Annotated in this window: 21 protein-coding genes and 1 tRNA gene; 8 read left to right on the forward strand and 14 right to left on the reverse strand. The window is 60.6% G+C overall.

Annotation, left to right across the window (positions count from 1 at the left end):
* Positions 1–19: 19 nt before the first annotated feature.
* From PAN31108_RS18225 to PAN31108_RS18235, 3 genes are all read right to left on the reverse strand, one after another.
* Positions 20–1468 (reverse strand): NAD-dependent succinate-semialdehyde dehydrogenase, encoded by a 1449-nt coding sequence (locus PAN31108_RS18225; RefSeq protein ID WP_150670231.1) that lies wholly within the window; start codon positions 1466–1468, stop codon positions 20–22.
* A gap of 66 nt (positions 1469–1534) precedes the next feature.
* Positions 1535–2671: an aromatic ring-hydroxylating oxygenase subunit alpha gene (locus tag PAN31108_RS18230; RefSeq protein WP_150670232.1), complete on the reverse strand. Its 1137-nt coding sequence runs from the start codon at positions 2669–2671 to the stop codon at positions 1535–1537.
* A gap of 122 nt (positions 2672–2793) precedes the next feature.
* Positions 2794–4407, reverse strand: a complete 1614-nt coding sequence (locus tag PAN31108_RS18235) for a BCCT family transporter (protein ID WP_281350107.1) — start codon at positions 4405–4407, stop codon at positions 2794–2796.
* A 383-nt stretch (positions 4408–4790) separates the two neighbouring features.
* Here PAN31108_RS18235 and PAN31108_RS18240 point away from each other — a divergent pair, with 383 nt between their 5' ends.
* The 6 genes from PAN31108_RS18240 (at position 4791) to PAN31108_RS18260 (ending at position 8902) form a co-directional block, all read left to right on the forward strand.
* The gene (locus tag PAN31108_RS18240; protein WP_150670233.1) at positions 4791–5702 is read left to right on the forward strand and encodes a LysR family transcriptional regulator; all 912 of its coding nucleotides are present in this window, start codon (positions 4791–4793) and stop codon (positions 5700–5702) included.
* Complete coding sequence (locus PAN31108_RS18245; RefSeq protein ID WP_150670234.1) at positions 5699–6688, forward strand: PAS domain-containing protein; 990 nt, start codon at positions 5699–5701, stop codon at positions 6686–6688. Before PAN31108_RS18240 ends, PAN31108_RS18245 begins: the two co-directional genes overlap by 4 nt.
* A gap of 669 nt (positions 6689–7357) precedes the next feature.
* The gene (locus PAN31108_RS18250; RefSeq protein ID WP_150670235.1) at positions 7358–7831 is read left to right on the forward strand and encodes an ATP-binding protein; all 474 of its coding nucleotides are present in this window, start codon (positions 7358–7360) and stop codon (positions 7829–7831) included.
* Between the two features lie 54 nt (positions 7832–7885).
* Positions 7886–8137: a transposase gene (locus PAN31108_RS18255; RefSeq protein WP_150670236.1), complete on the forward strand. Its 252-nt coding sequence runs from the start codon at positions 7886–7888 to the stop codon at positions 8135–8137.
* A gap of 59 nt (positions 8138–8196) precedes the next feature.
* Positions 8197–8400, forward strand: a complete 204-nt coding sequence (locus tag PAN31108_RS26850; protein ID WP_246184031.1) for a hypothetical protein — start codon at positions 8197–8199, stop codon at positions 8398–8400.
* On the forward strand, positions 8360–8902 hold the full coding sequence (locus PAN31108_RS18260) for an integrase core domain-containing protein (RefSeq protein ID WP_246184032.1): 543 nt from the start codon (positions 8360–8362) through the stop codon (positions 8900–8902). The genes PAN31108_RS26850 and PAN31108_RS18260 overlap by 41 nt, the downstream gene beginning before the upstream one ends.
* A gap of 106 nt (positions 8903–9008) precedes the next feature.
* Here the strand turns inward: PAN31108_RS18260 and PAN31108_RS18265 are convergent.
* The 9 genes from PAN31108_RS18265 to ybgC form a co-directional block, all read right to left on the reverse strand.
* Positions 9009–9084 (reverse strand) — tRNA-Lys (locus tag PAN31108_RS18265).
* A gap of 106 nt (positions 9085–9190) precedes the next feature.
* Positions 9191–10306: a YeeE/YedE family protein gene (locus tag PAN31108_RS18270; RefSeq protein WP_150670237.1), complete on the reverse strand. Its 1116-nt coding sequence runs from the start codon at positions 10304–10306 to the stop codon at positions 9191–9193.
* Positions 10307–10627: 321 nt separating this feature from the next.
* The gene (gene ybgF, locus PAN31108_RS18275) at positions 10628–11371 is read right to left on the reverse strand and encodes a tol-pal system protein YbgF (RefSeq protein WP_246184033.1); all 744 of its coding nucleotides are present in this window, start codon (positions 11369–11371) and stop codon (positions 10628–10630) included.
* Positions 11372–11381: 10 nt separating this feature from the next.
* Positions 11382–11882 (reverse strand): OmpA family protein, encoded by a 501-nt coding sequence (locus PAN31108_RS18280; protein ID WP_150670238.1) that lies wholly within the window; start codon positions 11880–11882, stop codon positions 11382–11384.
* Positions 11883–11912: 30 nt separating this feature from the next.
* Positions 11913–13205, reverse strand: coding sequence for a Tol-Pal system beta propeller repeat protein TolB (gene tolB / locus PAN31108_RS18285; RefSeq protein WP_150670239.1), 1293 nt, complete (start codon positions 13203–13205; stop codon positions 11913–11915).
* A gap of 101 nt (positions 13206–13306) precedes the next feature.
* On the reverse strand, positions 13307–14353 hold the full coding sequence (tolA, locus tag PAN31108_RS18290; protein ID WP_150670240.1) for a cell envelope integrity protein TolA: 1047 nt from the start codon (positions 14351–14353) through the stop codon (positions 13307–13309).
* A complete protein-coding gene (gene tolR, locus PAN31108_RS18295) occupies positions 14350–14784 on the reverse strand; it encodes a protein TolR (protein WP_046291400.1) in 435 nt (144 codons plus the stop codon). Before tolR ends, tolA begins: the two co-directional genes overlap by 4 nt.
* Positions 14785–14805: 21 nt before the next feature.
* Positions 14806–15480 carry a protein TolQ gene (gene tolQ, locus PAN31108_RS18300; RefSeq protein ID WP_044455157.1) on the reverse strand — a complete coding sequence of 225 codons (675 nt, stop codon included), beginning with the start codon at positions 15478–15480 and terminating at the stop codon, positions 14806–14808.
* A 39-nt stretch (positions 15481–15519) separates the two neighbouring features.
* Complete coding sequence (ybgC, locus tag PAN31108_RS18305; protein ID WP_150670241.1) at positions 15520–16002, reverse strand: tol-pal system-associated acyl-CoA thioesterase; 483 nt, start codon at positions 16000–16002, stop codon at positions 15520–15522.
* 286 nt (positions 16003–16288) lie between these two features.
* On the opposite strand from ybgC, the gene PAN31108_RS18310 reads away from it, so the two are divergent.
* Together PAN31108_RS18310 and PAN31108_RS18315 are read left to right on the forward strand one after the other, a co-directional pair.
* Entirely contained in the window at positions 16289–17206 is a 918-nt protein-coding gene (locus tag PAN31108_RS18310) for an NAD(P)-dependent oxidoreductase (RefSeq protein ID WP_150670242.1), read from the forward strand.
* Between the two features lie 313 nt (positions 17207–17519).
* Complete coding sequence (locus tag PAN31108_RS18315) at positions 17520–18278, forward strand: IclR family transcriptional regulator (RefSeq protein ID WP_150670243.1); 759 nt, start codon at positions 17520–17522, stop codon at positions 18276–18278.
* 39 nt (positions 18279–18317) lie between these two features.
* Here the strand turns inward: PAN31108_RS18315 and PAN31108_RS18320 are convergent, their stop codons facing one another.
* Both PAN31108_RS18320 and PAN31108_RS18325 read right to left on the reverse strand, forming a co-directional pair.
* Positions 18318–18989, reverse strand: a complete 672-nt coding sequence (locus tag PAN31108_RS18320) for an SRPBCC family protein (protein WP_150670244.1) — start codon at positions 18987–18989, stop codon at positions 18318–18320.
* Entirely contained in the window at positions 18958–19488 is a 531-nt protein-coding gene (locus tag PAN31108_RS18325) for a glycine cleavage system transcriptional repressor (protein WP_150670245.1), read from the reverse strand. Before PAN31108_RS18325 ends, PAN31108_RS18320 begins: the two co-directional genes overlap by 32 nt.
* Positions 19489–19730 lie beyond the last annotated feature (242 nt).

The raw sequence follows: 19730 nt of genomic DNA on the forward strand, positions 1-19730 counted from the left end.
CCCGGTGTGCCGTAGCGCGTTACAGCGCTATGCAAAGGTATTTCATCTCGAGGTAATCCTCGATGCCGTACTTCGAACCTTCTCGGCCCAGTCCCGACTGTTTTACGCCGCCAAACGGCGCTACCTCGTTCGAGATCAGGCCCGTGTTGATGCCGACCATGCCGTACTCCAGTTGCTCGGCCACGCGCCACACACGCCCGATGTCACGGCTGAAGAAGTAGGCCGCCAGTCCGTAGATGGTGTCGTTGGCCATGCGCACGACGTCGGCTTCCGACGTGAAGCGCACCACCGGCGAGACCGGGCCGAAGATTTCCTCGTCGAGCACACGCATGCCGGGCTTGACGTCGGCGAGCACCGTCGGCGCGAAAAACTGTGAGCCGGCTTCGTGAACACTGCCGCCGATCGCCACGCGCGCCCCTTTGCTCACGGCGTCCGCCACCAGTTCGCTTACTTTGGCGAGCGCCTTGTCGGTGATGAGCGGGCCGATTTCGCTGCCTGCCGTGAAGCCGTTGCCCACGCGCAGGCTGGCGACCTTCTTCACATAACGCTCGACGAAGGTGTCATACACCGCATCGTGAATGTAGAGACGATTCACGCACACGCAGGTCTGCCCGGCGTTGCGGTACTTCGCCTGGACCGCGCCTTCGACCGCCGCATCGATGTCGGCGTTGTCGAACACGATGAACGGCGCGTTGCCGCCCAACTCCAGCGAGACTTTCTTGACCGTGCCGGCGCACTGTTGCATCAGCAAGCGTCCGACGGGCGTGGAGCCGGTGAATGACAGCTTGCGCACCAGCGGATGCCCGGTGAACTGGCTGCCAATGGCGGTCGCATCGCCGGTGACGACGTTCAGCACCCCCGCCGGAATGCCCGCACGCAACGCGAGGTCGGCCAGCGCGAGTGCGCTGAAAGGCGTCTCGTTGGCGGGCTTGACCACCATCGTGCAGCCGGCCGCCAGCGCAGGCGCAGCCTTGCGGGCGATCATCGCTGCCGGGAAGTTCCAGGGCGTGATGGCCGCGCACACACCGATCGGCTCGCGTACCACAAGCAGGCGCTTGTCCGTGGTCGGGGAGGGGATGACGTCGCCATACAGGCGCTTGGCTTCCTCGCCGAACCACTCGATGAACGACGCGGCATAACGCACTTCGCCACGGGCTTCGGCCAGCGGCTTGCCTTGCTCGCGCGTCATGATGGCGGCCAGATCGTCCTCGTTGTCGATGATGAGTTCGAACCACTTGCGCAGCAGCCCGGCGCGCTCCTTGGCGGGGCGCGCTTTCCAGGCCGGCAGCGCGGCATGGGCGGCGTCGATGGCGGCCACCGCGCCGGCCTCGCGCATCAGCGGCACGGTGCCGACCGGCTCGCCGGTGGCGGGGTCGAAGACAGCGACGGTGGCGGCGTCGTGGGCGTCGGTCCATTCCGCGCCGATCAGCGCCTGCTGGCGGAACAACGAGTTGTCCTTGAGTTGCATTTGTCTTGTCTCTGTTTGGGCATTGGCGCTGCGCACCCGCGCACGCAAGGCGCGGGCGCAACGGCTTTAGACGCCTTCGTATTCCTTGGCGACCTTGCGATGGAAATGCACGATGCCGTGCTCGCTGATGCCACTGCGTTGGCGATCGACCATGATGCGTCCCTGGCCGCGATAGCCGCGCGATTTCAGACCCTTCTGAACGCTTTCCACGAGACGCAGGTCTTCCGGGCGGAATACGTCGCGATACCACTCGACCAACTTCTGCTGGTCGGGTGTCAGCGTCTTGTTCAGGAAGTAGACGTCGTAGTGCTGAAGCGTGACTTCGGCGCTTACCGGAAACTCGTAGATCACGGTCATGAAGTTCGCGCCGGGCGGCACGTTGAACATGGTGCACGGCCAGGCCCAGAAGCCGCTGAAGCTCGGATCCTTCACGGATTCATCCAGCTTGAAAGACTTCTCCGACGATTTGGCGTGACCGAACTGGAGGGTCCAGTTGCCGTGCAGGGTGTGTTGGTAACGATCGACCTGTACCGAATCCGAGAAGCCGGGGTGCGCCGGGCCGCAGTGGTAGCACTCCATGTAGTTGTCGACGATGGACTTCCAGTTGGCAGGCGTCTCGGTGACGAAGCGAGCGCCGAGGTGGAGGTCGTCGATCACCGGGCAGGCGGCGCGCATTCTGGCTTCCAGGCCGGGGAGCTGTTCTTCCACCGAACCGGCGTTCGGGTTCAGGTTGATGAAGACGAAGCCCGCGTATTCCTCGACCTTGACCGGCACCAGACTGGACTTGCTCTTATCGAAGTTGGGCACGTTGTCGCAATTGCGCGCCAGCGCCAGTTCGCCGTCGAGCTTGAAGGTCCAGGCGTGATACGGACAGGTGATGACGTTCTTCGCGCGGCCGCTACCTTGCAGCAGTTGATGGCCGCGGTGCGGGCAAACGTTGTAAAAAGCGCGCAACACGCCTTCGCGGTCGCGAAGCACGACGATGCTCTCCCCGATGATCTCGCGCGTCACATAGTCGTTGGATTCGGCCAGTTCGCTGCGGTGAGCCACGCAGATCCAGGTATCGGCGAAGATTTTTTCCTTCTCGTAATCGAAGACGGCGTCCTTGGTGTAGTAAGACGCAGGCAAGGTCCAGGCGTTTTCGTCGTCCGCACAGAAGTTGGCCGGCAACTTGACGGCGGCATTGTCGAGAGTCTTCTCCATGATCACGTTTCCTTTGTTAATCGTGGGTTTCAAGTTAATTGTTGTTTAACGCAGTGTTCAAAGAAAATGCCTCGGCGGGCATGAGAAAAGCGTGTGTCTGTGGTATTCGCGCGGCGTGCCGGTCAAACGCTCTCGGTCGACCTGACACCCGAGACTGTCGTGTCCGGTTGGGGCGACACGACGCCGTGCGCGGCGTCTTGCCGGGCGGCTTCGATCAGATGTGCCGGCGTGTCGGCGTGGTCCTGAATCAGCCAGCGGAACAGGCCGAAAATCTTGATGGCGAGGATGACGAGGAACGGAATGGCGGTGAGCACCACGGCTGTCTTCATCGTGTCGAGCGAGGCCTTGATGAACAGCATGGCCAGCGGCACCAGCGTGAGCATCACGCACCAGAACACGCGGCTGGTCGGGGACGGATCTTGCCCTTCGCGCAGATTGCGCGTGGTGGTGGCGGCCACGGCGTAGGCCACGGCGTCGACGTGCGCAGCGAGGAAGATGATCATGATGACCAGGTAGAAGGCGAGGAATGCCTTGCCGGCCGGCAGTGCGCTCAACAGCATCTCCACGGCCGTCTCACCACCGTGTTCCTTCAGAATGCGCGGTACATCGATGGCGCCCGACAGGAACTGATGCATGCTGTAACTCTCCAGCGCACCGAAGAAAAACCAGCATCCGACGCTGCCACCGAGCAACAGGGCATAGATGACTTCTTTGATTTTGCGGCCCTTTGACACACGTGCCACGAACATCGCCACGCCGGGCGAGTAGGACACCCACCAAAGCCAGTAGAACACCGTCCAGCTTCGGCTGAACGCGCCGTCACCCGTGGGATCGGTGAACAGACTCATGTGGATGTAGTTCTGCAACATCAGCCCAAGGCCGTTGACGATATTGTTGCCGGCGAACAAGGTCGGTCCGATGACGAACACGACGGCAGCCAGCAGCAAGGCGCCCCAGCAGACCATATGGCTCAGGCGCTGCATACCGCCGGCGATGCCGACATAAGCGCTCGCCGAAAAAAGCACGGACACGCCGACGATCACGATCCACTGGGTGGTGAACGTATCGGGCACACCGAACAAGCCGGACAGGCCACGTGTAAACGTCGAGGCGGTGAGGGCGATGGAAACGGTCAGCGCGCCGAACATCGTCAGCAGGAAAATCAGGTCGACGACACGCCCGACGGGGCCGGTGGCGCGGAAACCCGTGACTGCCTCCACGATGGACGCGAGGTTCAAGCCCTTGTTCTTACGCACATGGAAGTGGTAAGCCATCGCCAGCGAGGGCAGCGCATACACCGCCCAGGCACTCAGTCCCCAATGAAAGAACGAGTAACTGATGGAGTATTCGAGCGCCTCGCGCGTGCCTGTGGGCAGGTTCAGGCCGGGTGACTGGTAGTAATAAACCCACTCCATCACGCCCCAATACATCGTGGAGGATCCCATGCCCGCGCAGATGAACATGAACACCCATGAGAGCGTGGCGTACTCGGGTTTGCCTTCACCCAGACGCACGTTGCCGTACTTGCTGAAAGCCAGCGCCACGCAGGCGATGACGCATCCAAAGACGAAGATCTGAACCAGCGATCCGAACGATCGTGTGGACCATTCGAAAAGCCATGACGCGGTGGTCGCCGCCGCGGTGGGCCAGCGGACCATGGCGATGACGGTAATGAGCACGGCGCTAAGCGTGCAGACGGTAAGGAATCCGTCGCGGTGGGGGGCCGACGTTTTCAAAGTGTCTCCTCCGATGCGTCTTGGCGCATTGGTAGTTTGTTGTGAAGCTTGCTCGCCCCGGCCCGGGCTTTGCCCGTAGCACGATATCTGGCTTGCGTATTGTTAACTATAAGTTTACAGTAACTTATAGTTAACAAAAATTCTAGGCGAGATTCTGGACGTGCACAAGCTCCGCGGTTAAAAAATTAGGGGTGATTCAGCTTAGTCCAGCGTGGTCTAGCGTGGTTGATGCCGTCGCCGGAGAGGGCGGCTATGTGAACCGCAGTGTACAGAGGTAAGTCATGGTGAGAATGCGCCTGGGCCGGTAGTCGGACACGCATCGAGGATGCCGGGAAATGTGGCGCAAATCATCCGTATGACCGTGGACACAGGAAACACGTATCGTGAACAATCTGCCTCCGATGGAAGATCTTCGGGTGTTCTGCCTGGTCGCGCAGCGCGCCAGTTTTGCCGCTGCTGCGGAGGAACTGGGTAGTTCGCCCGCTTATGTCAGCAAGCGTGTCAAGGCGCTGGAGCAAGCGATGGGGGCGCAGTTACTTCACCGCAGCACGCGCCAGGTATCGCTGACGGAGAATGGCGATCGTGTCTGCCAATGGGCGCGGCATATGCTCGGTGAGATCAGCGAATTGATGGACGACGTCGCGGCGGGCGGCGCGCCGTGCGGGTTGGTGCGGATCGGTAGCAGCCTGGGGTTTGGCAGACGGCATGTCGCGCCGCTCATTGCGATGTTAAGCGAGCAGTTTCCGGGGTTGGAAATCCGCTTTGACGTATTCGATAAACTGATCGACCTCGTGGCGGAGGGCGTCGATCTCGATATCCGCATCGGTAACGATATCGCGCCTCACCTGATCGCTCGCAAGTTGGCGCGCAACTGGCGAGTGTTATGCGCGGCGCCGTCGTATCTCGCGGCGCGTGGCGTGCCGGACACGCTCGACGCGTTGGCTGCACACGACTGTCTCGTAACGAAGGAGCGTGACCATCCGTTCGGCATCTGGCGTATGACCGGTGAACCGGGCGAGCGCAACATCAAGGTCGGCGCTCGCCTGTCGTCCAACCATGGGGAAATCGTCAAAAGTTGGGCGTTGGCCGGGCATGGCATCATGCTGCGCTCGATGTGGGACGTCGCCCCCGACCTCAAGGCCGGTCGGCTTGTCCATGTGTTGCCGGCATATCGTCAGGATGCCGATGTATGGGCGGTGTACCCTTCACGGCTATCCGGTTCTGCAAGAGTGCGGGCCTGCACGGAATTTTTCATGCGACATCTCGGGGATGTCGTTCGGGGATCTACGGTATGACAGAAAACAGCTTTGCATTTCGTCTCAAAGAGTTGCTCGAATATAAAAAACTCACGCTGCAGGCGGTGGCGAATGCGCTCAACGTGTCGCGTCCTGCTGTCCATAAGTGGACGAAGGGAGGCGAGATCGATCACGAGAAGGTTCGTAAGCTCGCGGCATTTCTTGACGTCAACTGGATCTGGCTGCGCTATGGCGAGCAAGCGCAGCAGCAGGCTGAGTCGACGGAGGCGGTGGACATTCCCATGACCGATGTGCGGCGTCGTTACACGGCGGAGATCATGGAGAGCGAGGCGCGCATGAAGCTGGCACAGGAGGGGGCTCGCATTGTGACGTGGGAATGGAATCTGATTACGGACGGTGTGATTTATTCGTCCAATGTCGAAGCGGTCTACGGTTGGCGAATCGTGGATAACGAGAGCTTCTGGAAGCATGTTTATGCTGACGATGTGCCGATGATGAATGCGGCTTACGACGAATCGTTGCGTACGGGCGAGGCGCATGAGTTTGATTTTCGGTTGTATCAGCCCGATGGCAGTATCCGATGGATTTCATCGCGCGCCACTCCCTTGCGCGAATTGGATGGACGCATCGTCAAAATCGTCGGTATCAGCATGGACAATACGGCGCGAAAGCTTGCCGAGCAGTCGTTGCGCGATCAGCAAGCGCGGTTTCGGGCGGTGTTCGAGCTAACGTCGGAGGGCATGGCGCTGTTGGACGGGGCGTTGTGCTGCGAGTCCGTCAACACGGCGCTGTCAGGGATGTTGGGCTACGATGCCGACGCGTTATTGGGTCAAGGATTCGCCGACTGCTTTACCGATGCGGGCGCGCGCCTGCGCAAACTCACGAAAGCCCGGCCGCGCGCGTCGTTTGACGCCAGGTTGAAACAAAGGGATGGCAGCATGCTCCACGCGAAGGTACGCGCGACGCTTGAGCACAGTGAGGACGGGGGGGCGTACTACGCGTTGGCTATCTGTGCAGCGGAGTAGTCTTCGCAGGCCGCGAAGTCGGCGTGCGGTTTTTGTATCGAGTATGGTTGTGTTGCTGGCGGAAAATGATGCTAGGTAATTATCTCTCGAGAAAAAATGGAGTTTATGGTTCGGTGGAATTCTGTTGATGGCAGTGATGTTGGGGTGAAATGTGGAATGTGAGATTTGAATGTTCAGTCGCTCGAAAATATTGTGATTAATAAGAAGAAAATCTGTGGATGGATCTGGAGGAGTGAGGGGTTGGCCTTGGGTCGCTAGGGAATCGTTTGAATCTCGCAAAACCATTCGATGGTGATGTAAAGAGCGGAATTAAGCAATAAAAAATAATAAATGCAGGTCGATTTGTCCGATATTTTGATGGGCGGAATTTTTATCGGAGTAAAGAAGGTGATTTTGTAATTATTTAATGTCGATTCACGATAATTTTTGTCGATAATGCATGTTGGCGGAACTTTGAAAGTGAAAATTGTTGTTTCATGTCAAGGCAAAGATGTCGGGGATTTGCTTTGGGCGATAGAAGCGGTTATGGAATTTAAGGTGACGCATCACTCAATTTTAATGGGCATGGACTTGTTGATGAAATGAGTGATGTGAAAAGATGTTTGAGCCAGTGGCTTTGATGAATTTGTTGCGGATGGAAGGATGTACTCTCCAAATAAATGAGCGAATATGAGCGAAAATTTGAGAAAAATATTCAATCCGGACTTTTATTTGGGTTTTCCGCGTGTTTGGTCTGTGGAACGTGGGAAAGAGGCTTGGGAAAAGACCTATGCCGACTTGGAGGACAGTCTTAAAAAATTGGGATCGTCGGCAACTGTATATATTGTGTGTGGAATGCCAGGGAGCGGGAAGTCTACTTGGATTTCAAGAAATGAGCATGAATTTAAATTGCCCGCCTTGGTTTTGGATGCAGCGTTGCCCGGGGCTCGTCATAGAAAAAGATCAGTGGAATTGGCGAAAAAATACGGTGCAAAGATCGAGGTCATTTGGATTAATGTTCCTTTGGAAAAAGCACTTATGTGGAATAGGCTTCGACCGGTGGATGAGCAGATTCCAGATGAAACAATTAAATATGTTTGCGAAAATTTTGAGGCGCCTTCGATCGATGAGGGATATTCTAAAGTTAGAGAGGTAGTTCAGTGATGTGGTGTATTGGCCCGGTGAAAACCTGCTCAAGTCATAATCGAGGAAATGACGATGAGCAAGACAATGCAAGAAGATATCAAGCGATGTACAGCGAAGCGCAAAAGCGCGCTGGCGTTGGACATCATTCAAGGCAAGACGACGGTGGCCCAGGCCAGCCGCACGCATGATTTGCCGCTGTCTGAAGGCGAAAGTTGGGTGGACGATGGCAAGCGGGGAATGGAGAATGCCCTGCGCGCGAGTCCGCAAGACATCAAAGAGCAGTACGAGCGACAGCTTAAAGCGCTTCAGGAAGGTTACGGCTAAGCGATGCTGGAGCTACGTGCGCGAAAAAAATTGCAGTCCCTGTTGGGCGAGGACGACAAGTGATCGCGACGATCCGCCAGGGACTGCAAGCTGATGGAATCACCGTCTCGATCTCGAAGTTGGACCGCTGGTTCGATGTGCCGCGCCGCACGGTGTATTACAAGCCGGTCAAAGCGCAGCCCAAGTTACAGGCCAGATTCGCGGAGCCAATCAAGGCGATGATTGAAGAATCTCCGTCATTCGGTTATCGCACCGTGGCGTAAGGTCACCAATCAGCGCTGGTCCACGGACATGTGCCGAGTCTGGGCTGAGCTTGACGGTTGGGCAACTTTGGCCTTGGTGGTCGACAGCCATACGCGAGAGCTTTTGGGCTGGCATCTCTCACGAAGCGGCAAAGCGACAAGGGCGTCGAGCGCACTGGAGCAAGCGCTGATCGCTCGTTTCGGCATGCTGGGCCCTGTGCGAAAACCGTTTCTACTTCGAAGGGATAACAGACTTGTCCTTACGAGCCGGAATTACACAGCGCCGGTTCGAAGCTATGGCCTGCGTCAGACATTGATTGCACCGCATTGCCCGCAGCAAAACGGGATGGTCGAACGAGTGATTCGAATACTCAAAGCGCAATATGTGCGCCACCACCGCTTCGAAACTTTGCAGCATGCCTGCCGGATGATTGCCGACTGGATTCAGTTCTACAACCATCGACGGGCACATCAGGCACTGAAGATGAAAACCCCGGCCGAGGCATTCGCGTTAGCCGCTTAACCTGTGCAGGTTTTGCTGGGTCGATACAGATTTCGACAAAGGCAGAAAAACCCACACCCGCAAAAACGAAAAGGGGCTGCGATTTCTCGCAACCCCTCCTGTATTCTGGTAGGCCGTGCAGGATTCGAACCTGCGACCAACGGATTAAAAGTCCGCTGCTCTACCAACTGAGCTAACGACCCAACGAAGAAAAAGATTATAGCGTCGCAGACGTTATAGTGTCAATAGGTCCGTGACGCAGATGTGTTCGTTTATCGGGTTTTTCGCGCCGTTGCGCGCGAATTGCGCTCAAACGCTGCGCTCAATGCGCCACATCTGATACTTGAACGCGCAGACGCCGCCCGCCAAAATCGCCGCGATCGCCACGAACGACCCGACCGCCAGCGTCGAGACGCCCGACAATCCCTGACCCACCGTGCAACCCAGCGCCGTCACCCCACCGAAACCCATCAATACGCCACCGACCATATGGTTCGCCGTGTCTTCCGTCCCCTGAAAACCCTCCCAGCGGAAGTTGCGCGAAACCCGTGCATACACGAACGACCCCGCAATCACGCCCAGCACGCTCGAAATCCCCAACGTGATGACATTGCTCGTATCGCTCCACATCATCAGCCAGTACAACGTGTACGCCAGCGGAGAGACGAACGACAGCGCTTCCATCCGCCCCGAGTTGGTCGCGACGAAGCTCTCTTCCAGCGTATTCGGATTCTCGGCCACATAACCGATCTTGCCCGACACATACCAAAGCGCCACGATGATCGCACCCACGACAAGACCACCCAGGAAATTGTCGAACGTCCAGAACTCCCGACGCACCAGCGCCGCAATCACGAACGCTCCACCAATCACCAGCCCGAGGACGAGCTGCGCACGATGAACGTCGCCGCCGAATATGCCGCCGAGCAACGTCGGTAAATCCTGCGACGTGGCGAATGTCGTTTGCACACTGTCGAGCGCAGCCACACGGAAGACGGCGAACAGACCCTTGAGCGTCATGTACGCCGACACGCCGATCATCACGAAAACGAGCAGCGACTTCAGATTGCCGCCGCCAATGCGCACCAGCGTCTTGCTGCCGCATCCGGACGCCAGCACCATGCCCACCCCGAAACACCAGCCACCCACCAGATAAGACAGCCACGTGAAGCGGGGTGTCGTATAGATCGCCTTGACCGGATCGATGATGCCGAGCGAAGCCATGAGGCCCGTCCCGATCGTCGCGACACCGATCGCCAGCCACCACATACGCATGCGGTTCCAGTCGCCGATGTTGACGATGTCTGACAGCGCGCCCATCGTGCAGAAGTGAGTGCGTTGAAGCACGGCGCCGAACACAAAGGCCAGGCCGAAGGTAAGCCACACGACAGTGTGGGAGAGGGCGGAGAGATCGACGTCGGTCATGAGGCGAGAAGACGATAGCGGCCTTGTCCGGCCGTTCGATGCATTGACGCCGGCCACGGGGCGCAGCCAGCTTTGTTGTTATCAGACGTGCCGCGCAGCCAGCGCACGATCACATCGCGGGTACGGTCGCCATGCCGTGCCGGCACCTGACGGCCCGCACGCATCCCCTGAGACGCCGCGCCTCGAACGTTTGGAAAGTCCGTATTCTACGCGAGGTCGCACCGGTGACCAGAAACGACAACGCCGCCCAAAGGCGGCGTTGTTCGTTTGACGAGTCACCTCATACGGAAGATCGGTTCGCACAACCTCCCGCAGGGCGTATTACTTCAGCTTGGCCGCGCGCTTCTTGGCCTCCGCTGCCGATTCGCTGTCCGGATACTTGGCCACCAAATCCAGCAACGTTTTCTTCGCTGCCGCAGTCTGCCCGGATTCCGCCTGGTTGCTGGCGATCGCCAACATGGCCTCGGCGGCCTTCGGGCTCGTCGGGTACTTCGTCACGATCCCTTGCAGCGTCGCGGTCGACCCCTTCAGATCCTTGTTGGCGTACTGCGCATTACCAAGCCAGAACTGCGCTTCGGGTTGATACGGGCTGGCGGGATACTTCGCCGTAAAGGTCCGGAAATCCGTTTGCGCACCTTTGTAGTCGCCGTTGCGGAATTTCGTCAGCGCGGCGTCAAAGACATCTTTTTCGCCCGGTTGGACGGTGCCTGTGACACCGCCGACGGTCATCTGCTGCGGTTCGAATTTCTTCAGACGGCCATCGAGGTCCGTGTAGAAATCCTTCTGACTCTGTTGCAGGTTCGCAAGCTGGTTTTTCAGATCTTCGTTCTGGCCGCGCTGGTCGGCCAGGTCACGTTGCAACTGCTGGATCTGGTTGTTCAAATCCAGCACGTTGCGCGTGAGCCCCTCGATCCGCAGCTTGTCCGAATCCAGACGGCTGCGGATGTCGAGGATCGCTTTGCGCGCCTCGTCGTCGTCGAACAATCCGGCATGCGCGAGCGGGCTAAGCACGGTAGTGCCGAGCGTCACCGCGCAGATCATGTTTTTAATCAAACGAGACGTCATGACGATTCAATCAATAAGCCAGGTCGACGCGACGGTCTTGGGCCCAGGTGGCTTCGTCGGTGCCCGTAGCCTTTTCCTTGCCCAGCGACACGGCTTCCATCTGGCTCGTGTTGGCGCCCAGAGCCGTCATGGTCTTCAGCACGGCTTCAGCGCGCTTCTGGCCCAGTGCCAGGTTGTACTCGCTCGTACCGCGCGGGTCGGTGTTGCCCTGGAGCAGCACGTGACGCTGCGAATACTTGCCCAGGAACTGCGCGTGCGCCTGGAGCAGCGGGTTGTATTGCTGATCGACGCTGTACGAGTCGAAGCCGAAATACACGCTGCGCTTGGCGAGCGGGCCGTTCGGGTTGTTCAGTTCGTCAGCCGAAGCGTCGACGGGGGCGACGGCGCGGGCGTCGGTCGTGGTCTGACCCTTGTTGGCGTTGGCCTGGTCGTCGAGCTTCACACCCGACGAGCAAGCGGCCAGAGCGGCCAGCGAGGAGATGGCGAGGATATTACGAAGCAGGGAACTCATGTGAGCCTCCGAGTGATGTTGCTGTTGATGTTATTGCATGAAAGGGCCCCAGGAGGGTTCGCGAACTTCCCCCCCTCGAACCTGAAGAATCTGCCGGGTTTGCCCGTCCACCGAGACTGCCGCGAGCACCTTTCGGCCCCCCGACTGCGTTGCATAAAGAATGTACTTGCCGTTTGCGGCAAAACTCGGTGACTCGTCGTGGCTGGTGTCGGTCAGAGCCGTAACATCGCCAGTACTCATATCCTGCACGCACAGCTTGAATCCGCCACCCTGACGCGCGATGAACGCGAGCAACTTGCCGTCGGGACTGATTCGCGGGCTGACGTTGTAACTCCCCTTGAAAGTGACGCGCTGTGCGCCGCCTTCACTCTCGCCACCGGCCGGCATTTTGTAGATCTGCGGACCACCGCCACGATCGCTCGTGAAGAAAATCCATTTGCCGTCCGGCGAATACTGCGGTTCGGTGTCGATCGCGCCACTGCGCGACAGACGCTTGAGGCCACCGCCATTGGCGCTGACCTGATAGATCTGGGTATTGCCGTCGCGCGAGAGCGCCACGGCCAGCTTGCTGCCGTCCGGCGACCACGCGGGCGCCGAGTTGTTGCCCTTCTCGTTGGCGAGCACCGCGCGGCGACCGCTCGGCAGGTCGTGGATGTACACGACCGGCTTGCGCTTTTCGAACGAGACGTACGCCACCTTGGTGCCGTCCGGCGACCAGGCTGGCGAGATGATCGGCTCGCGGCTGTTGAGCGCCACACGGGCGTCCTGACCGTCCGAATCCGAAATCTGCAACTGGTAGTTCGGGCCGTTATGCAGCACGTACGACAAACGCGTGGCGAACACGCCCCGGTCGCCCAGCAGCTTCTGATAAATGTAATCGGCGATCCGATGCGCCGTCAGGCGCAAATTCGCCTGCGACGAGGTGAGGGCCAGCCCACCCAGCGGTTGACCGTTCACGGCGTCGTAAAGACGGAAGCTGACCTGGAAGTTGCCGTTACCCTGCGGAACGATCGTGCCGGAGACGAACGCATTCGCACCCTTGGCGCGCCACGTGCCGAGATCGACCGAATCGTCCACGCCGACGGTGGCGCCGCCCGTATCGATCTGGTTGAAACGGCCGCTGTTGCTCAGGTCCGCCTTCACGACGGACACGACGTCCGTCGGCGCGGTGCCTTTGAAATTCGACACGGCGATCGGGTAGCGGTTGGAGCCGACACCCGTGATGTCGACGGTCAGCGGTGTCTGCGCATGGGCGATCGTGCAAGCCGCGGTGAGCCAGGTGGCCACCAGCGCACGCCATGCATATTGACTGGAGATTCGCATGCGTTCGATTGGTCAGTTACGCGGTGCAAGGGGCATTTTTACCACATTCGAATGAAAATGGACCTGCATCGCTCGGTTTTCGTTCCCGTTTGACAACACACTCAACCTTTCGGGCTGAAGCGCAGGTTGACGCTCGGGGGGGCTTTGCCGTTCGTGTCGCGCGGCAACGGATCGGATTTGGTGATGGCGGCCTGCACGGCGGCGTCCCAGGCGGGATTGCCGCTGGACTTGACCAACTGCATCGACAGTACGCTGCCATCCGGTGCCAGACGCACTGCAACGACGGCCGTGGGGTTGCCCTCCGTGTCGCCGCCATACGCGATATTCGGCTTGACCTTGGCGCGCACCCGGTCGGCGTAGCCCGCCGATGCCGTGCCGCCGGCGCCCGAGCCGGTACCGCCTGCCTGCGAGCCCAGACCGTTGCCGGTCGCGCCCGGAGTGCCACCTGCCATGCCGCGCAACGAGGCCAGACGGTCGGCGCGCGCCGCGTCCGCTGCCTTCTGCGCAGCCGCTTCCTTCGCGGCCTTGGCCTTGGCCGCCTTGTCTTCCGCAGCCTTCTTCTCGGCGTCTGCCTTCTTCTGCGCTTCCGCCAGTTGCTGCTGCTTGAGCTGTTCGGCCTTTTTGGCCTCTTCTTCCTTCTGACGCTTCTGTTCGTCAGCCTTCTTCTGATCGGCCAGCTTCTGCTGGCGGGCTGCCTCGTCCGCTGCCTTCTTGCGCGCCAGTTCGGCCGCTGCCTGCTGCTCGGCGAGCTGCTTTTGCTTGAGGGCTTCCTGTCGCGCCTTTTCCTGCTGCGCTTCGAGCAGACGTGCCTGCTCCGCCGCCTGTTGCTCCTGCTTGCGCTTCTTCTGCTGCAAGGCGATGTCGGCGTCCTCGGCCGGCGGCGTGGGCGCAGCCACGGCCGGCGGCGCCGGGGTGGGCGGCGGCGTCACGACCGGCGGGGTCGGCTCGGCCAACTCGGTAGGCGTCCACAGTTCCGCTTCGGAACCGGCGGGCGAACTGTTCTGCCAGCGCATGCCGTAAAAGAGCAGCGCGAACAGCAGCGCATGCATGAGCAGCGCGAGGAGGAAAGCCCGCCCCGTGCCGCGCTCGCTATTGCGGGGACCGATGGGGCGATCGGGACGGCCCTGACGGGCGACGGTGCGACTCATTTCTGCTTGACGAGCAGGCCCACGCGCTTCACGCCCTGAGCCTTGAGATCGGACATCACGTTCATGACGATTTCGTATCGCACCGATTTATCGGCGGCGATCACGACCGGCTGATCCGGATTCGCTGCCTGACGGCCTTGCAGGAAACCCGTCAGGTCGCCTGCGCTCATGCGCTGCTCGATGGTGTTTTCACCGTCCTTGTAGCGCACCAGCATGCGATTGTCCGCTTCGATATTGACGACCACCGGCGGCGTCTGCTGCTGCGGGCTCGCGTTGGCGACGCTCGGCAGATTGACGATCGACGGCGCGACCAGCGGGGCGGCCACCATGAAGATGACGAGCAGCACCAGCATCACGTCGATGTACGGTACGACGTTGATGTCCGCCATGGCGCGACGGCCGCGGCGAGCGTTGCGCATAGAACCTGCCATGTCTCGGCGCTCCCGGAATGCTTAGTGAATCTGCCGTTGCAGGATGTTGGAGAATTCTTCGATGAAGCTTTCGAAGCGGATCGACAGCCGGTCGATGTCGGTCGCGAAGCGGTTGTAGGCAACCACGGCAGGGATAGCGGCGAACAGACCGATGGCCGTGGCCACCAGCGCTTCCGCAATGCCCGGCGCCACATTGGCGAGCGTGGCTTGTTGCACGTTCGAGAGGCCGCGGAAAGCGTTCATGATACCCCACACCGTGCCGAACAGACCAATGTACGGGCTGACCGAGCCGACCGACGCGAGGAACGGCAGATTGGCTTCGAGCGCGTCCATTTCACGTTGATAGCAAGCGCGCATGGCGCGGCGTGCGCCATCCAGGATCGCGTGCGGATCGTTCAGACCTTTTTCGCTCGCCTTGATGTATTCGCGCATGCCCGACTCGAAGATGCGTTCGAGCGAGCCTGTCTGGTGACGATTGTTCAGCGCGCTCTGATACAACGCCTGAAGATCGCCGCCCGACCAGAAATCACGCTCGAAGCGCTCGGTCTGGGTGCGGGCGCGGCGGATCGCGAAGATCTTGCGGAAGATGTGCGTCCACGAAAGCAGCGAGAGCAGCAGCAGCAGGCCCATGACTGCCTGGGCGAGCACGCTGGCATGCATGACCAGCGAAATGATGGAAAGGTCTTGATCGGGCATGGTGTGGTTATTGACTGACCGGAATTTTTATCCCTGGCTTCAGGCGGCCGCCGCAGGGGCAGACGCTTGCGTCAGGGTTTTGGCTGCTGTTGCAGCCGATTGCATGGCGAGCCTGACGTGCGGCGGAATTTTGCCGGGGCGCAACGTATCGACAGCCACGCAGCCGATTTTGATGCTGCTGCGCGCCAACAGTTCGCTCGAACCGTCGGCTGCGTCGCGCCAGGCTTCCTGATGGAAGTCGATGGAGGCCCCGCCGATGCGCTCGATACGACTCTTGATCACGACAAGATCGTCGAGCCGGGCAGGGCTCAGGTAATCGAGTGCCGTGGCGCGCACAATAAACATCATTCCGGTATTGCGGGCCAGTTCGAGTTGCTCGATGCCAAGCGAACGGAGCCACTCGGTTCGGGCCCGTTCGAAGAATTTTATGTAGTTGGCGTAGAAGACGACGCCCCCGGCGTCCGTGTCCTCGTAGTAAACGCGAATTGACCAACTGGTATCAAAATCAGCCATGCCGCGCATTGTATCGGAACGGAGCGGTAACGCCAGTCACGGAAACACAATTTTTCAAACCGGCGGGGATATGGTTTGTTTACGGGCGATTATTGAAAACGGGTCGATGCACCAAGCTGGGGCCTGATGCCCGGAATCCCCCGTATGGCGGGGTTTGCGCTGGCGTGCGAAGGGGCCCCCTCTCTATAATGAGGGCTCGCAAGCCCCCTGTATTTCAGAAGAGACCGCCGAGTGCGTACGAGGTACCGCGTACCCTCCGGTCGCACACCATGCATCCACCTGCGAGGCCCCTGAATTGACTTCCCCCACAACGCAAACTCCCGCGCCTGCTCCCCTTCGCGTCGCCTTCCTCGGTCTCGGCGTGATGGGCTACCCGATGGCGGGGCACCTGCAACGCGCCGGTCACACGGTCACGGTTTATAACCGGACGGCCGCCAAGGCCCAGCAATGGGCCACGGAATATGGCGGTTCGGCGGCGGCTACGCCCTTTGACGCCGTGCGCGATGCCGACATCGTCGCCGCCTGCGTGGGCAACGACGACGACTTGCGCAGTGTCGTGCTCGGTGAGCAGGGCGCCTTTGCCGGCATGAAGCCCGACGCGGTTTTCGTCGACCACACCACTGCCTCGGCCGACGTGGCGCGAGAACTTTACGCCATCGCCCGCGAGACGGGCCTGCACTTTGTCGACGCCCCCGTCTCGGGCGGGGAAGCCGGCGCCAGGAACGGTGTGCTCACCATCATGTGCGGCGGCGACGCGCCGGCGTTCGAGCGCGTGGCCCCGACGCTGGGCGCCTATGGACGTGCCGTCACCCGGATCGGCGAGGCGGGCGCAGGCCAACTGGCCAAGATGGTCAACCAGATTTGCATCGCCGGTCTGGTGCAGGGGTTGTCGGAAGCGATCAATTTCGGCCAGCGCGCCGGACTCGACATGCCGCTGGTGCTCGACGTCATCAACAAGGGCGCAGCCGCAAGCTGGCAAATGGACAACCGGGGTCGGACCATGATCGACGGCAAGTTCGATTACGGGTTCGCCGTCGACTGGATGCGCAAGGATCTGGGGCTGTGTCTGGCCGAAGCGCAGCGCAATGGCGTTTCGCTGCCGGTCACGGCGCTCGTCGACCAGTTTTATGGCGACGTCCAGGCGCTGGGTGGTTCGCGTTGGGATACATCGAGTCTGATTCACCGTCTGCGGGTGCTGTCGGGCAAAGCATAAGACGGTATCGACTGGAAGTCTCGAAGACGGGCGCACGGAGGGCGGCGGCGAGCCGAATCCGTCCGCCCGTCCTCATTTGCGCGCAAGAGGTATCGAATATTCGGAATCTCTCCGGGTTTGTCTGCAATCGTCGGAATGGACGATTGGCACTAGAATGCGGAAAACGGGACGTCGCGGTGCAGTGGCGCGGCGGCACGGCGACGTGGCAGCTTGGGAGCGGGCTGGGGCGGTGGCGTGTCGAAGCAGGACTTTTGGGAGACCGCCGTGATTGATAACGATTCAAAACGCAACTCGAACCCGAGACCCAACCGACATGAGCAATCAGTCGAACGCCGCGGCCGTCCGCGCATTTCGCATTCTGGAAATTCTTAGCGCCTCAGGCGCGCCGATGACACTCGCGGAGATCGTCGCCGCGATCGGTCTGCCAAAGCAAACCGTGCATCGCATTCTCAAGCAGTTGGAAGCCGCGTGGCTCGTCACGCGAGAGGCCGGCAGTCGTCACTACGAGCCGTCGTCGCGAGTGAGGGCCATGGCCGTCAATGCCCTGATGCATGCGGGTCCCGCCGCTGCGCGTCACGCCATCCTCCAGCAACTGGTCGATAAGCTCGGTGAGACCTGCAACCTGTCGATGCTCTCGGGCGACGACCTCGTTTATCTCGACCGTGTGGAGACCGACTGGTCGCGGCAACTCAAACTGTCGCCCGGATCGCGCGTGCCGCTGCACTGCACGGCCAGCGGCAAGTTGCTGCTCGCGTTTTTGCCCAGAGCGCGACGCGAGAAGCTGATCGCCCACTTGCCGTTGCGTCCACGTGCGGAGAACACGATCACCGATCTGGAAGATTTGCGCGAGGAACTGGGCGAGACACGCAAGCGTCGCGTGGGGATGAATAACGAAGAGCACGTGCCGGGCATGATCGCCGTGGCCGTGCCGGTGATGCTCGACCGCAATCGCGCGTGTGCCGCCATTGCGGTGCAGGCGAGCGCGCAGCATTGCACGCTCGACACGCTCATGACTTTCCTGCCCGACCTTCGCGCCGCCGCCGAGACGATGGCAGCGACCTTCAACGAGTAACGGGCCCTGACGCAGATACGGAAAGGCTTGAGGCCGTAGTTACCGCGCCGGCGTTGCACTGGCTGAACCGCCGGGGCCGGCGGTCGCGTCCGCTGGAGGCATGGCCGGTGTCGGGGTTGCCGGGGGGATCGATGGTATGGCCGGCGCCAGCGTCTCGAAGATCTGTTCGAGCTGCTTCGCCCCTTGCGCGGACTCCGCGCGCACGCGCGGTCCGATGAAAATCGGATCGAGGATCAGGAACAGCAGATTCGGCGTGCGGTAAATGAAATCGCGCTCGAAGCGGGTGCCGGCGCCGTCCGGCGTCAGCTTGTAGCGCACCTCGCCCGACGCTCGCCGGTTCATCTCGGCTTCGATACGCCATTCGAACGGGGGCTTCGCCTCGACCACCTTCCAGTGAAGAATGCCGTGACGGCCCGCGAGCCGGAACTCTTCGGCCACTTCTTCCCCGAGCCGCAGCGGATGATCGGTCGTGCCTTGCACGGCCAGCGACGCCGGATGCCACTTCGGCCAGTTGGCCGGTGTGGTGGCGTAGTCGTAGACGGCCTGCGGCGGTGCGCGCAACGTGGCCACGCTCACAACGTGGGTCTTGCGCTCGAACGGCAGCGGCAGCAGCGAGAGCAGGGCGACGATCGCCACCGCGCCGAGCAGAATCAGGAAGGCTCGCTTCATCGGTGCGCGCTCACGCACCGGCAGGCGAATCGAGTTCGACATCGACCATCAGGTCGTCGGCAAGGCTTTCAAGAATTTCCCGCAGCGACTCGGTGCTCACGCTCGCCGGCACATGCAGCCGTGCCGTCGCGCGAAACAGCGTACCGCCCGACATCGATCCTTCGACGCATTCGGTCGCGAGTTCGTCGATGGAGATGCCGCGGGCGAAGAGGACGTGCGAGATTTCCTTCACGATGCCCGGATGGTCCTGTCCGACGAGATCGAGCTGAAGCGTGCGTGCCGCCGGATCGCTGGCGGCGCTTTGCGCGCGGGTGACGGAGATTTGCAGGCCGTGCGTTTCCAGTCCGTGCATGGCCTGGGTAAGCGCTTCGGCCCGATCGTCGGGGACTTGCAGATGGATGATGCCGGCGAACTGGCCGGCGAGGTTGGCAAGGCGGCTTTCGAGCCAGTTGGCGCCGGCGGCGGTTGCGCGATCGGCAATCGCATTGACCAGACCCGGGCGATCCGGGCCGATCACGTTGAGAATCAGGGACGTCGTCATCACAGGCTCCATCGAAACTGAGGGGGCAAGAGGCGGCGCAGGCTGCGCGTTCGTTCCTCGGTGCGGTCCGCTACGTGCAGCAGGCTCCAGTGTAGTGCAATCGCAGGGTGGGCCGCTACGGCGGGCAACGGCCGGTGTGTCTCGCGTGGTCTGCGCAATGTTGGGCGCCATCCAGGCGCAATGTCTTGGGGCGATGTTCGGCGTAATGACCGACGTAATAGCCTGTGCAGTGGCCTGTGCAG

This window comes from Pandoraea anhela (assembly GCF_902459655.1).
GTDB classification, from domain to species: domain Bacteria; phylum Pseudomonadota; class Gammaproteobacteria; order Burkholderiales; family Burkholderiaceae; genus Pandoraea; species Pandoraea anhela.

What these genes read in the sequence shown, in the direction of transcription:
- PAN31108_RS18225 (WP_150670231.1), bottom strand. Translation starts at nt 1,468, where the DNA reads ATGCAACTCAAGGACAACTCGTTGTTCCGCCAGCAGGCGCTGATCGGC.
- PAN31108_RS18230 (WP_150670232.1), bottom strand. Translation starts at nt 2,671, where the DNA reads ATGGAGAAGACTCTCGACAATGCCGCCGTCAAGTTGCCGGCCAACTTC.
- PAN31108_RS18245 (WP_150670234.1), top strand. Translation starts at nt 5,699, where the DNA reads ATGACAGAAAACAGCTTTGCATTTCGTCTCAAAGAGTTGCTCGAATAT.
- PAN31108_RS18250 (WP_150670235.1), top strand. Translation starts at nt 7,358, where the DNA reads ATGAGCGAAAATTTGAGAAAAATATTCAATCCGGACTTTTATTTGGGT.
- PAN31108_RS18255 (WP_150670236.1), top strand. Translation starts at nt 7,886, where the DNA reads ATGAGCAAGACAATGCAAGAAGATATCAAGCGATGTACAGCGAAGCGC.
- PAN31108_RS18270 (WP_150670237.1), bottom strand. Translation starts at nt 10,306, where the DNA reads ATGACCGACGTCGATCTCTCCGCCCTCTCCCACACTGTCGTGTGGCTT.
- ybgF (WP_246184033.1), bottom strand. Translation starts at nt 11,371, where the DNA reads ATGACGTCTCGTTTGATTAAAAACATGATCTGCGCGGTGACGCTCGGC.
- PAN31108_RS18280 (WP_150670238.1), bottom strand. Translation starts at nt 11,882, where the DNA reads ATGAGTTCCCTGCTTCGTAATATCCTCGCCATCTCCTCGCTGGCCGCT.
- tolB (WP_150670239.1), bottom strand. Translation starts at nt 13,205, where the DNA reads ATGCGAATCTCCAGTCAATATGCATGGCGTGCGCTGGTGGCCACCTGG.
- tolA (WP_150670240.1), bottom strand. Translation starts at nt 14,353, where the DNA reads ATGAGTCGCACCGTCGCCCGTCAGGGCCGTCCCGATCGCCCCATCGGT.
- tolR (WP_046291400.1), bottom strand. Translation starts at nt 14,784, where the DNA reads ATGGCAGGTTCTATGCGCAACGCTCGCCGCGGCCGTCGCGCCATGGCG.
- tolQ (WP_044455157.1), bottom strand. Translation starts at nt 15,480, where the DNA reads ATGCCCGATCAAGACCTTTCCATCATTTCGCTGGTCATGCATGCCAGC.
- ybgC (WP_150670241.1), bottom strand. Translation starts at nt 16,002, where the DNA reads ATGCGCGGCATGGCTGATTTTGATACCAGTTGGTCAATTCGCGTTTAC.
- PAN31108_RS18315 (WP_150670243.1), top strand. Translation starts at nt 17,520, where the DNA reads ATGAGCAATCAGTCGAACGCCGCGGCCGTCCGCGCATTTCGCATTCTG.
- PAN31108_RS18320 (WP_150670244.1), bottom strand. Translation starts at nt 18,989, where the DNA reads ATGTCGAACTCGATTCGCCTGCCGGTGCGTGAGCGCGCACCGATGAAG.
- PAN31108_RS18325 (WP_150670245.1), bottom strand. Translation starts at nt 19,488, where the DNA reads ATGACGACGTCCCTGATTCTCAACGTGATCGGCCCGGATCGCCCGGGT.